General features: G+C 70.9%; 11 protein-coding genes. 6 read left to right on the top strand and 5 right to left on the bottom strand.

Annotation, left to right across the window (positions count from 1 at the left end):
- Window positions 1-14 precede the first annotated feature (14 nt).
- From rplI to BEP24_RS03945, 5 genes are all read right to left on the bottom strand, one after another.
- Window positions 15-467, bottom strand: coding sequence for a 50S ribosomal protein L9 (gene rplI, locus BEP24_RS03965; protein ID WP_065960488.1), 453 nt, complete (start codon window positions 465-467; stop codon window positions 15-17).
- 14 nt (window positions 468-481) lie between these two features.
- Window positions 482-739 carry a 30S ribosomal protein S18 gene (gene rpsR / locus BEP24_RS03960; protein ID WP_017887834.1) on the bottom strand — a complete coding sequence of 86 codons (258 nt, stop codon included), beginning with the start codon at window positions 737-739 and terminating at the stop codon, window positions 482-484.
- A gap of 47 nt (window positions 740-786) precedes the next feature.
- Window positions 787-1,371 (bottom strand): single-stranded DNA-binding protein, encoded by a 585-nt coding sequence (locus BEP24_RS03955; RefSeq protein WP_065960487.1) that lies wholly within the window; start codon window positions 1,369-1,371, stop codon window positions 787-789.
- Between the two features lie 3 nt (window positions 1,372-1,374).
- Window positions 1,375-1,758: a 30S ribosomal protein S6 gene (gene rpsF / locus BEP24_RS03950; protein WP_065960486.1), complete on the bottom strand. Its 384-nt coding sequence runs from the start codon at window positions 1,756-1,758 to the stop codon at window positions 1,375-1,377.
- Between the two features lie 226 nt (window positions 1,759-1,984).
- A complete protein-coding gene (locus tag BEP24_RS03945) occupies window positions 1,985-3,421 on the bottom strand; it encodes a CCA tRNA nucleotidyltransferase (protein ID WP_065960484.1) in 1,437 nt (478 codons plus the stop codon).
- A gap of 130 nt (window positions 3,422-3,551) precedes the next feature.
- Here BEP24_RS03945 and BEP24_RS17975 point away from each other — a divergent pair, with 130 nt between their 5' ends.
- The 6 genes from BEP24_RS17975 (at window position 3,552) to BEP24_RS03915 (ending at window position 12,581) form a co-directional block, all read left to right on the top strand.
- Window positions 3,552-7,745: a DUF6049 family protein gene (locus tag BEP24_RS17975; protein WP_253181558.1), complete on the top strand. Its 4,194-nt coding sequence runs from the start codon at window positions 3,552-3,554 to the stop codon at window positions 7,743-7,745.
- A 230-nt stretch (window positions 7,746-7,975) separates the two neighbouring features.
- Window positions 7,976-8,968 carry a thioredoxin-disulfide reductase gene (trxB, locus tag BEP24_RS03935; protein ID WP_065960482.1) on the top strand — a complete coding sequence of 331 codons (993 nt, stop codon included), beginning with the start codon at window positions 7,976-7,978 and terminating at the stop codon, window positions 8,966-8,968.
- 80 nt (window positions 8,969-9,048) lie between these two features.
- A complete protein-coding gene (gene trxA, locus BEP24_RS03930) occupies window positions 9,049-9,375 on the top strand; it encodes a thioredoxin (RefSeq protein ID WP_022832611.1) in 327 nt (108 codons plus the stop codon).
- A gap of 174 nt (window positions 9,376-9,549) precedes the next feature.
- Window positions 9,550-10,854 carry a PLP-dependent aminotransferase family protein gene (locus BEP24_RS03925; RefSeq protein WP_065960480.1) on the top strand — a complete coding sequence of 435 codons (1,305 nt, stop codon included), beginning with the start codon at window positions 9,550-9,552 and terminating at the stop codon, window positions 10,852-10,854.
- A 38-nt stretch (window positions 10,855-10,892) separates the two neighbouring features.
- Window positions 10,893-11,855, top strand: coding sequence for a D-alanine--D-alanine ligase (locus BEP24_RS03920; RefSeq protein WP_065960478.1), 963 nt, complete (start codon window positions 10,893-10,895; stop codon window positions 11,853-11,855).
- 81 nt (window positions 11,856-11,936) lie between these two features.
- Window positions 11,937-12,581 (top strand): ElyC/SanA/YdcF family protein, encoded by a 645-nt coding sequence (locus BEP24_RS03915; protein WP_171898719.1) that lies wholly within the window; start codon window positions 11,937-11,939, stop codon window positions 12,579-12,581.
- Window positions 12,582-12,813: the final 232 nt, after the last annotated feature.

The following is a 12,813-nucleotide window of genomic DNA, read 5'->3' as shown; positions in this document are numbered from 1 at the left end:
CGGTGGTGCGGTGCCTACTTGGCGGCGACGACCTGCAGCGAGATCACTGCGGTGATGTCCTCGCGCAGACGCACGGTGGCCTCGTGGTCACCGACGGTCTTGATGGTCGCGGGGACCTCGACCTTGCGCTTGTCGAGCGAGCCGACGCCCTGCGCCTGCACGGCGTCAGCGACGTCCGCGGGACGCACGGAGCCGAACAGACGACCGTCCTTGCCGGCCTTGACGGTCAGCTTGATGGTCGCGTTCTCGAGCTTCATCTTGAGGTCCTGTGCCTCTTCGATGGTGGCGAGCTCGCGAGCGGCACGGGCCGCGCGGATCGACTCGACCTGCTTCTCGCCGCCCTTGGACCACGCGACAGCGAAGCCCTGGGGGACGAGGTAGTTGCGGGCGTAGCCGTTCTTGACGTCGACGACGTCACCGGCGGAACCGAGGCCGGAGACCTCGTGGGTGAGGATGAGCTTCGACATGTGAACTCCTCCGATCAGCGGCCGGAGCCGGCGTAGGGGAGGAGCGCCATCTCACGGGCGTTCTTCACGGCACGGGCGATGAGGCGCTGCTCCTGGACGGAGACGCCGGTGATGCGACGGGCGCGGATCTTTCCACGCTCCGAGATGAACTTGCGAAGGGTCGCGACGTCCTTGTAGTCGATGACGCCGACCTTGATGGACTTCGCGGGAGCGGCGTTCTTGCCGCCCTTACCGCGAGGCTTCCGGCGGTCGCCGGTGCTCTTTCCAGCCATTGTTGTTCCTTAGAGAAGAAGAAGTTGTGTGTCCGGGGACAGGAGGATCAGAACGGGGTCTCGTCGTCGAACGAGCCACCGGGCGTGCTCCACACGTCGTTCGACTGTGCGTTGCCGCCCTGCTGGCCACCCTGCGGCGACCAGGGCGCGTCGGACTGACCGCCGCCGTTGCCGCCGTTGCCGCCGTTCCAGCTGCCACCGCCGGCGCCCTGGCCACCGCCGGAGGCGTTGCCGCCACCGACCTGGCCACGGCCGCCACCAGACCCACCCGCAGCGCGGGTGATCTGTGCGGTCGCGTAGCGGAGCGACGGGCCGATCTCGTCGACCTCGAGCTCGATGCTCGTGCGCTGCTGACCCTCACGGTCCTGGTAGGAGCGCTGACGGAGACGACCCTGCGCGATGACGCGCGAGCCCTTCGTCAGCGATCCCGCCACGTGCTCGGCGAACTCGCGCCACACACTCGCACGGAGGAACAGCGCGTCGCCGTCCTTCCACTCGTTCGCCTGACGGTCGAACGTGCGAGGGGTCGACGCGATGGTGAAGTTCGCCACGGCGAGCCCGTTCTGCGTGTAGCGCAGCTCCGGGTCCGCGGTGAGGTTGCCCACCACCGTGATGACGGTTTCGCCGGCCACGGGCTACTCGGCGCTCGCGGTCGCGGTGGCCGTGGCGTTGGCGGCCTTGCGGGCGGCACGGGCTTCGTCGCGCTGCTTCTGCGCGGCGACCTGGGCCATGCCCTCTTCGGCGCGGAGGACCTTGGTGCGCAGGACGGCCTCGGAGAGACCGAGCTGACGGTCCAGCTCCTTGGCGGAGTCGGCCGAGGACGTGAAGTTGACGACGGCGTAGATGCCCTCGGACTTCTTCGCGATCTCGTAGGCCAGGCGACGACGGCCCCAGACGTCCACGTTGTCGACGGTGCCACCGTCGTTGCGGATGACCGCGAGGAACTTGTCCAGGCTGGGAGCGACGGTGCGCTCATCGATCTCGGGGTCGAGGATCGCCATCAGTTCGTACTGGTGCATGCGGAACCCACCTCCTTTGGTCTCGAACGGCTCCGGGCGGTTCCCGGAACAGGAGGGTTGATGCGTGTGTCCGGGTGCGCGGGTGCGCGCGGACAACCCCCCAAGCCTAGCTCACGGCCTGGAGGCCCGCCACCGGCTGTGCAGATCGGCTCGCGTCGGGCAGGCGGCCGGGTGCTCCGACCGTCGGGTCGCGTCGGTCAGTCGGTCGCGTCCGTCAGGCGGTCGGTCAGTCGGTCGCGTCGCGGGAGGCCCACCAGGCGCGCAGGCGCGCCTCGGCGTCCTCGGGGTCGAGGGGGCCCTCGTCCATCCGGACCTCGAGCAGGTGCCGGTAGGCCTCGCCCACGGCCCGTCCCGGCGGGATGTCGAGGATCCGCATGATGTCGTCGCCGGTGAGGTCCGGTCGGATCGACTCGAGTTCCTCCTGCTCGGCGAGGGCCGTGATGCGTGCCTCGAGGTCGTCGTACGCGAACCCGAGCCGGTCGGCCTTGCGCCGGTTCCGGGTCGTGACGTCGGAGCGGGTGAGCTCGTGCAGACGCTCGAGCAGGGGACCGGCGTCGCGGACGTAGCGGCGGACGGCCGAGTCGGTCCACGCGCCCTCGGTGTAGCCGAAGAACCGCAGGTGCAGCTCGATCAGGCGTGCGACCGCGGCGATGGTGTCGTTGTCGAACCGCAGCGCGCGGAGTCGCTTCTTCGCGAGCTTCGCGCCGACCAGGTCGTGGTGGTGGAAGCTCACTGCCCCGCCGGGCTCGAGCTTGCGGGTCGCGGGCTTGCCGATGTCGTGCAGGAGCGCCGCGAGCCGCAGCACGGTGTCGGGTGCCTCGCCGGCGTGCCGCTCGGCCTCGTACCCGATCGCCTGGGTCAGGACCGTGAGCGAGTGCTCGTAGACGTCCTTGTGGTGGTGGTGCTCGTCGATCTCCAGGCGCATCGCGGGCAGCTCGGGCAGGAAGCGCTCGGCGAGGCCGGTGTCCACGAGCAGACGGATGCCGGGCACCGGGTCGCCCGTGGCGAGGAGCTTGACGAACTCGTCGCGCACGCGCTCGGCGGAGACGATCTCGATCGAGGCGGCGAGCTCGACCATCGCGTCGCGGACGTCGTCCGACACCGTGAAGCCGAGCTGCGACGTGAAGCGGGCGGCGCGCATCATCCGCAGGGGATCGTCGCGGAACGAGACCTCGGCGGCCTGGGGCGTGTGAAGGCGCTCGGCGAGCAGGTCCTCGACGCCGCCGTGCACGTCGACGAGCTCACGCTGGGGGAGTCGCAGCGCCATCGCGTTGACGGTGAAGTCCCGGCGGAGCAGGTCGTCCTCGATCGTCTCGCCGAACGCGACCTCGGGCTTGCGGGTCTCTCCGTCGTACACGTCGCTGCGGTACGTCGTGATCTCGACCTGCTCACCACGGACCCGGGCGGCGATCGTCCCGAACTGCCGGCCGACGTCCCAGGTGGCGCTCGCGATCGGCTCGACGATCCGCAGGACGTCGTCCGGACGGGCATCGGTCGTGAAGTCGAGGTCGGTCACGGGGCGGCCGAGGAAGGCGTCACGGACGGGCCCGCCGACGAGTGCCAGTTCGTACCCGGCGTCGGCGAAGGTCCGAGCGAGGAGGGCGACGGGCTCGGTGGCGGCGAGTGCGTCGAGTCGCTCGACGGCCTGGGCAACGGAGTGCATGACGGACCTCATCCTCCCAGATGCTCGTGCAGGAGTTCTGCACGTGTCCGAGTGCCCACGGGATCGTCACCACGCGCCCTCGTACACTCGTGCACGGCCGGAACCGACCCTCGGGCCCCTCCGTATGCACATGCTCCGCTCCACCCTCGCCGCCGCAGCGACGGCCCTCGTCGCCATCGGCCTCGTCGTCACGCCCGCCGTGACCGACGGCGCCGACGCCGCGACCGGCTCCTCCCCGACCACCCGGACCACGCACACGGTCGCCGCCGACACCGGCAGGACGACCGTCTCGGTCGCGCCCGGGAACCGCGGCATCGTGCAGCGCGACCAGGACCTCGAGCTCACGGTGATCGTCACGAACGGCACCGACGACGAGGTGCCCGCGGGCACCGCCGAGCTCGACATCTACCGCCAGGTGAGCAGCCGCGGCGAGCTCGCCGACTGGCTCGAAGACACCAGCACAAGCGGTTACTTCGGCGCCCCGATGGGCTCCGTGGACGTCCCGGCCGTCCCGGCACACCGCTCGGTGTCGCAGACGGTCCGGATCGTCCCGGGCAACGTCGGGCTCGGCGGGTACTCCTCGTTCGGTGCCCGCCGCATCGCCGCCGAGTACTCCGCGGGCGACACCTCGGCCGTCGCCCGTTCCGCGATCACCTGGTACCCGGACTTCGACCGCACGCCGGTCGGGGTCTCCGTCGCGATGCCGGTCACCCTGCCCGCGACCACCGACGGCACGATCAGCGCGAACGACCTCGCCGCGGCCACCTCGGTCGACGGCACCCTGTCGCAGCAGCTCGACGCCGCCCAGGACCACAACGTCGCGCTCGCGGTCGACCCCAGGATCATCGCGTCGATCCGACTGCTCGGCGAGAGCGCCCCGTCCACGGCACGGACCTGGCTGCAGCGACTCGAGGGCATGCGCAACGAGACCTTCGCGCTGTCCTACGCGGACGCGGACGTCACCGGGCTGCGCCAGGCCGGAGCCGACGGCGTCCCCGGCGTACTGTCCCTCGACCAGCAGGTCCGGCCCGAGGACTTCCCCGGCGCCGCGACCGCCACGCCCACACCGACCGACGTCCCCACCGGCGACACCGCGACCGCGGACCCGGGAGCGGGGACCGACGCGACCGCACCGGCCGACGGCGACGCCGCGACCGACTCCCAGCCGGGGGCCGACGCCACCGACGACCCGGACGGCAGCGACCAGACGCCGACGCTCCCCACCACCCGGACGCTGCTCGACTTCCCGTGGTCGATGTCCGGCGTCTCCTGGCCGGTCGAGGGCACGGTGGCCGACGGGGACCTGCCCGCCCTCGCCGCCGCCGGCACCACGAGCACGATCGTGGCGAGCGGCAACACCTCCGCGGGCGCCGACGCGACCGTGGCCGCGTCCGAACGGATCGGCGACCAGCACGTCCTCGTGGCCGACCAGTCCGCCTCCGCGCTCCTCCGCACGGCCGCGGACGCCGACGACCAGGCCACGTGGGACACCGCCATGGCCGGTCTCACGGCGACGCTGGCGGCCTCGGCACGGTCCGGCTCCGCGACGAACCCGGTGCTCCTGACCCTCGGGCGCACGTGGCCGACCGACACCCAGCGGCTCGGTCAGGCGCTCGACGCCCTCGAGAGCACCGCCTGGGTGTCGCCGTCCGACCTGTCGAAGACGGCCGCCGCGACGCCCGGTTCCCTCACGCTCAGCGCAGGAGGTGACGACGACGCGCGGCTCGACCGCCTCCGTCGGCTGGTCGAGGGCGAGCGCAGCCTGTCCGCGTTCTCCACGGCCCTCGACACCCCCACCGACGTCACGGCCCCGGCCCGGCTCGAGCTCCTCGCGCTCGCCTCGAACGCCTGGCGCGCCGACCCGGACGCCCTCGCCACCGCGGTCGACCGCCAGGTCGGTCGCTGGGTCAAGACGACCTCGTCGGTCAGCATCCCGAACTCCAGCTCGCTGACGCTCCTCGGCGACCGGACATCGCTGCCGGTGTCGATCCGGAACAGCTCCGCGTACCCGGTCACCGTGAAGCTCCGGGTCCAGCCGTCGAGCTCGGCTCTCCGGATCGTGCGGAACGACATCGAGGTCCAGGTGCAGCCGCAGTCCTCGACCCGCGCGACGATCCCGGTGCGGTCGGTGGCGAACGGCACGGTCACCCTCACCATGACGGTGGTCAGCCCGACCGGCACGACGCTCTCGCAGCCGTCCACGGTCGAGCTCAACGTGCAGGCCCAGTGGGAGACCGTCATCACCGCCCTCGCGGGCATCGGTCTCGTCGCGGTCTTCGGCTTCGGCATCGTCCGGAGCATCCGCAAGCGCGTCCGGCGCCGCAACGGCGAGCTCGACGACGAGGACGAGGACGACCCGAACCGGCTCCTCGCCGAGCAGCCGCCGGCGCCGGGTTCGGCGGCCGCACGGCAGGCAGCCGCAGCCGGCGCAGCGGGCGCAGCGGATGCAGCGGGCGCGGCCACGGCCGGCCCTGGACCGCACCACGCGGCGGGGGCGGGCCGGACCGCGCTAGCCGAGCCGCGCCTCCCGGCCGGTGCCCAGGGCGGTGGCGACGGCAGCGACGAGCACGACGGCAGCGACGACCGCGACCAGCGCCGCGACGGTGCTCGCGACGACCGCGACGCACCGATCACCGACCCCCAGGAGCCGACCATCAGCACCCAGCAGCAGCCCGCCGTCGACGCCGAACCCGCTGCCGAGCGCAACCTCGGCCGGGCCAGCGCGATGCTCGCGGCCGGCACCATGCTGTCGCGGGTCCTCGGGTTCGCGAAGACCTTCGTGCTCGCCTTCGCCATCGGCAACACCGGGTCGGACGCCGCGAACGCGTTCGCCGTGTCGAACCAGCTGCCGAACAACATCTACGCGCTCATCGCGGGCGGCCTGCTCTCGGCGGTCCTCATCCCGCAGATCGTGCGCTCGATGAAGCAGCACACCGACGGCGGCACGGCGTACGTGAACAAGATCGTCACCCTCGGCGCGACCGTCTTCGTTGCGATCACCGTCATCGCGACCCTGCTCGCACCGTTCCTCGTGTGGGTCTACAGCCAGCAGTCGTCGGGTGCGGGCAAGGGCTTCACGCCCGCCCAGACCGACCTCGCCGTGGCGTTCGCCTTCTGGTGCCTGCCGCAGATCCTCTTCTACGCGATGTACTCGCTGCTCGGAGAGGTGCTCAACGCCAAGCAGGTGTTCGGCCCGTTCACGTGGGCGCCGCTGCTCAACAACGTGATCGCCATCGCCGGGCTCGTCGTGTTCATCGCCCTGTTCGGCGGCCGCGGCGTCAACGCAGCGACCGAGGACTGGACGCCGCTGAAGATCGCCGTCCTCGCGGGCAGCGCCTCGCTCGGCGTCTTCGCGCAGGCCGCGTTCCTGCCGTTCTTCTGGCGTCGGGCCGGGCTGTCCTTCAAGCCGGACTTCCGCTGGCGCGGCGTCGGCCTGAAGTCGACCGGGACCGCAGCGGGCTGGCTGTTCGCGATGATCCTCGCCACCCAGGTCGCGGGCATCGTGCAGTCCCGTGTCGCATCGCTCGCCCAGGGCGCCGGCAACGCGACCCTGAGCACGTCCTGGCTGCTGTTCATGCTCCCGCACTCGATCGTCGCCGTGTCGATCGCCACCGCGTACTTCACGCGCATGAGCCACGACGCGGAGCGCGGTGACCTGGACGCGGTCCGGCGCAACCTGTCGCTCTCGCTGCGCATCGTCGGGCTGTTCACGGTGTTCGCGAGCGTCGCGCTCGTGGTGCTCGCGCTGCCGTTCGCCCGCATCTGGGAGAACGAGTTCGCCAACGCGCAGGCGATGGCCCTCGTGCTCGTCGCCTACATGCCCGGACTCGTGCTGTTCAGCATGCTCTTCATCATCCAGCGGGTGTTCTGGGCGTTCCACGACCACCGCACGCCGTTCCTCATGCAGCTCGTGCAGTCCGGCCTGTTCGTCATCGGGGCGCTGTCGGTCGCGATGCTGCCCGGCTCGGCGATCGGTGTCGGCATCGCGGTCTGCACGACGGTCGCCGGGTCGACGCAGACGATCGTCGCGCTCGTCGTCGTCCGCCGACGGCTGCAGGGCATCGAGGGCGCGATCGTGACCCGGTCGCACGTGCAGTTCGTCATCGCCGCGCTCATCGCCGGCGTGGTCGGTCTCCTGGTCGTGAACTTCTTCGGGGCGTTCTCGCCCGACGGGTTCGCGATGGCCGACGTCACCGGCGCGCTGATCACCCTCGCGCTGAGCGGCACCGTGATGGCGGCGGTGTACTTCGGGGCCCTGGTGGTCGCGAAGAACGGGGAGATCCAGAACGCGGTGGCGATCCTCCGGTCGAAGCTCGGGCGCTGAGCGCCGGGGCGGCGGGCGCCGTCGCTCGATGCGCCGCGGGCGCCGTCGCTCGTTCCGGGTCGACGCGCTGCCGCCGCCGGTCGGTCCGCGTCGACACGGTGCCGCCGCCGGTCGGTCCGCGTCGACGCGCTGCGGGTGCCGGGCCGATCCCGGCGCGCACGGGCTGGCCGGAATGCCGCGCCGGTACCATGTGTTGACCCGGTCAGTACGCAACGGAAGGGCAACACGGCATGCGCCAGCTCATCATCATCGGTTCCGGTCCGGCCGGGTTCACCGCCGGCATCTACGCCGCGCGGGCGGAGCTCAAGCCCCTCATCGTCGCGTCCAGCGTCGAGACCGGCGGCGAGCTCACGAAGACCACCGAGGTCGAGAACTTCCCCGGCTTCCCCGAGGGCGTCCAGGGCCCCGACCTCATGATCAAGATGCAGGAACAGGCCGAGAAGTTCGGTGCCGAGGTCCTGTACGACGACGCCACCTCGGTCGACCTGACCGGCGAGGTCAAGAAGGTCACGGTCGGCTCCGGCGAGACGTACGAGGCCCTCGCGGTCATCTACGCGACCGGCTCGGCCTACCGCCACCTCGGTCTCCCCGACGAGGAGCGCCTGTCCGGTCACGGCGTCTCGTGGTGCGCCACGTGCGACGGCTTCTTCTTCCGCCAGAAGAACATCGCGGTCGTCGGCGGCGGTGACTCCGCGATGGAGGAGGCCACGTTCCTCACCCGCTTCGCCGACAAGGTGACGGTCATCCACCGCAAGGACTCGCTGCGTGCGTCGAAGATCATGCAGGACCGCGCGATGAACGACCCGAAGATCGAGTTCGCGTGGAACAAGGAGGTCACCGGCATCACGGGTGACACCGCGGTCGAGGGCGTCACGCTCAAGGACACCGTCACGGGCGAGGAGTCCGAGCTCGCACTCGACGGCCTGTTCATCGCGATCGGCAACGACCCGCGCACGCACCTCATCCACGGCCAGATCGACCTCGCCCCCGAGGGCACCATCGCCGTGCAGGGCCGGTCCTCGAAGACCAACCTGCCGGGTGTCTTCGCCGCCGGTGACGTCATCGACCCGACGTACCGCCAGGCGATCACGGCCGCCGGTTCGGGCACGGTCGCGGCGCTCGACGCCGAGAAGTACCTCGCCGAGCTCGACGACGCGCTGACCGACCAGGCCGAGGGGCGCACACCCACCGAGCCCGCGATGGTCGACGTCACGTCCCTGTAGCCACCACCGGGAGCCGCACGGGGAATGCTCCCCGGGGCGACACCGTTCCAGCACGTACCGACTGCACAGAAAGGACAACCATGTCCAACGCCAAGGCCGTCACCGACGCCACCTTCTCCGACGAGGTCCTCAAGTCGGACAAGACGATCCTCGTCGACTTCTGGGCAGAGTGGTGCGGCCCGTGTCGCGCCGTCTCGCCGATCCTCGACCAGATCGCCGCGGAGCACGCCGACAAGATCGAGATCGTCAAGCTCAACGTCGACGACAACCCGCAGTCCGCGATGAACTACCAGATCACCTCCATCCCGGCGATGAAGGTCTTCAAGGGCGGCGAGGTCGTCAAGACCGTCATCGGCGCCAAGCCGAAGCCGGCGCTCGAGGCCGACCTCGCCGAGTTCCTGGCGTAGGCAGTCCAGCACCGACGGCCCCGTCCTCCTCAGGGAGGGCGGGGCCGTCCGCGTACCCGGGCCGTCCCTGGGACGCCCGGGGCCAGAACCTCAGGATCGGCCCCCGTCTCCCACCGGGGTTCCGGCAGACGATGTCGTAGTGTGGCGGGAATGTCCCACTGAACGGAGCACGCGATGACCAACGGCAACAGCCTGGACCCCTGGTACGACTCCTACGCCCAGCGCACCGCAGGGCTGAGCGCCTCCGAGGTCCGAGCCCTGTTCGCCGTCGCCTCCCGCCCCGAGGTGGTCTCGCTCGCCGGTGGCATGCCGTACGTCTCCGCGCTGCCCCGCGAGCTCGTCACGGGCTCGATCGACCGTGTCATGAACGAGGACGCGGCGATGGCGCTGCAGTACGGCGGGGGGCAGGGCCTGCGCTCCCTCCGCGAGCACATCGTCGACGTGATGAGCCTCGAGGGCATCCGTGCGAGCGCCGAGGACGTCGTGGTCACCACGGGGTCGCAGCACGCGCTCGACCTCGTCACGCGGCTGTTCATCGACCCGGGCGACGTCGTGCTCGCCGAGTCCCCGTCCTACGTCGGCGCGATCGGGGTGTTCCGCTCGTACCAGGCCGAGACGGTGCACGTCACGACCGACGAACTCGGTCTGGTGCCCGAGGCCCTGCGCGAGGCGATCGCGAACCTCCGGACCCAGGGCAAGCGGATCAAGTTCCTCTACACGATCCCGAACTTCCACAACCCGGCCGGCGTCACGATGAGCCGGGAGCGCCGCATCGAGGTCCTGGACATCTGCCGCTCGAACGGCATCCTCGTGCTCGAGGACAACCCGTACGGCCTCCTCTGGTTCGACGAACCGGCGCCGCAGGCCATCCGCTCGATCGACGAGGAGGGCGTGGTCTACCTGGGCTCGTTCTCGAAGACCCTCGCGCCCGGGTTCCGCGTCGGTTGGGCCCTCGCACCGCACGCGATCCGCGAGAAGCTCGTCCTCGCCAACGAGTCCGCGGTGCTCGCCCCGAACTCGTTCGGCCAGTACGTCGTGAACGCCTACCTCGACGCCGCGGACTGGAAGGGCCAGGTCGACACCTTCCGCGGCCTCTACGCGGAGCGCAGGGACGCCATGATGTCCGCGCTGGGGGAGTTCCTGCCCGACCTCTCGTGGACGAAGCCGAACGGTGGCTTCTTCGTCTGGCTGTCCCTGCCGGACTCGCTCGACTCCAAGGGCATGCTCCCGCGCGCGGTCAAGGAGCTCGTGGCCTACACCCCCGGCACGGCCTTCTACGCCGACGGCCGCGGCGGCAGCAACATCCGCCTGTCGTTCTGCTACCCGACGCCCGAGCAGATCCGGGTCGGCGTCAAGCGACTGGCGACGGTCATCAACGACGAGCTCGACGTCCTCGAGACGTTCGGCCCGGCGACCCGTCCGTTCCGGGCCGTCCCGTCGTCCGACTCGGTCTCGGCACCGCCGCCGAACATCTCCTGATCAGCACTTTTCCTCACACCGCAGCAGAAGGATCCAGCATGGCCGACCTCACCCGTCGTCACGTCGTCGTCGTCGCCGGGGGGATCTCGCACGAGCGGGACATCTCGTTGCGATCCGGTCGTCGTGTCGCCGACTCCCTGAGCGGCTACGGCTGGCAGGTCGACCTGCGCGACGCTGACGCGTCGCTGCTCCCGGCGCTCCGCGACGACCGCCCAGACGTCGTGTGGCCGGCACTGCACGGCGCCTCCGGTGAGGACGGTGCCCTGCGGGGCATCCTGGAGGCGCTGGACATCCCGTTCGTCGGCTCACGGTCGACGTCGGCACGGCTGGCATGGGACAAGCCAACCGCCTCCGCGTTGGTCGCGCGGGCGGGCGTCCGGACCCCGCGCTCGATCACCCTGTCGCACGACGTGTTCCGCGAGCTCGGCGCGGTGGGTGTCCTCGAGGCGATCGGGACGGATCACCCGGTTCCCCTGGCCGTCAAGCCGGCGCGTGGCGGCAGTGCGCAGGGCGTCACGCTCGTCGAGGACGTCCACGACCTCCCGCGCGCGATGGTCACGGCGTACACCTACTGCGACGACGTGGTCATCGAGCAGCTCATCCGCGGCACCGAGGTCGCCGTCGGGATCATCGACACCGGTGACGGTCCCGTGGCCCTGTCCGCCGTGGAGATCGTTCCGAAGGACGGTGTCTACGGCTTCGAGGCCCGGTACAACGCCGGGCTGACGACCTTCTACACGCCGGCACGACTCCCGGAGGCGGCGTCGTCCGCGGCTGCGGAGGCTGCGGTCGCCGCACATGAGGCGCTCGGCCTCAGGCACGTCTCCCGCGTCGACCTCATCGTCGACGGTGCGGGGACGCCGTGGTTCCTCGAGGCCAACGTCCTGCCGGGCCTGACCGAGACGTCGCTCGTGCCCCAGGCCCTGAGCGCATCGGGGTTCGATCTCGGGTGGACCTACGCCGAGCTCGCCGAGCGGGCCATCCGCGACCACGGCGCCTGAGCGCGGAGTTGGAACGGCAATGTTCCACGTGGAACATCGACGTCGATGGGGTTGTGCGAGCAGCGGTGGGGGGTTGCTGACGTGAGCACCGTCCGGAGCAGCCGCATCGTGCCGACGATCGTCGCTGCGAGCACGGCGGCCACTGCTGCTGTCCTCGTCTGGGGGGAGTGGGTGCATTGGTCCGCCGACCGCCGGGAAGCGCACTTGCCCGTCGGCCCCACACTCGCCGCGCCTCCGGACCCGGCAGGCCCGCGGATCGCCGTCCTCGTCCTGGGCTTCGGCAACCTCGGCCAACAACCGAACCTCGTGAACCGCTGGCGTGCACGCTTGGCCGTCCGGACCGCGCGCGACGTCGAGCGCCGCGGGGGATCGGCGACCATCGTCTGCAGTGGCGGACCGGTCCGCGGACCGATCAGCGAGGCGCGACACCTCCGGAGTGCTGTCCGACAGTCGGGATGGGACGGGCCGGTCAGCATCGAGGAGTCGAGCCGAGCGACCTGGCAGAACATCGAGAACACGCGAACCCTGCTCGAGGACTTCGACGGTATCGCGATCTGCTCGAACGGGCTCCACGCCGAGAAGGCCCGCGTGTACCTCGCCCGCCAGGACGAGCACCTCGCCCGTCGACTCGTGCGCACGAAGTGCTACCGCCTCGGGGAGATGACCTTCGTCAAGCCGGTGTTCGCCGCGTTCGGGCTGCGGAAGCTGCGGGCGCTCCGCTCCTGAGCGCCTCCGCCACTGGGTCCAGGGAGTGCAGCTGCCGGGCGGGCGCCGCGCCGTCGTGCTGCGGTCGGCGCGAGACGGCCACGCGCTCTCCACCCGGCGTCAGCGAGTTCGCAGCTCGTCAACCCGGCTGCACCAGTTCGCCACGTGGCCTCCTCAAGCTGCCGAGGGAGCGGCAATCCGGGCGGAGCGTGACGCCGGACCAGAGGGTTCCACGTGGAACGGTGCGTGCGCC

This window comes from Curtobacterium sp. UCD-KPL2560 (assembly GCF_001705035.1).
Classification (GTDB): Bacteria; Actinomycetota; Actinomycetes; order Actinomycetales; family Microbacteriaceae; genus Curtobacterium.
This window is presented reverse-complemented; position numbering and strand designations above follow the sequence as displayed.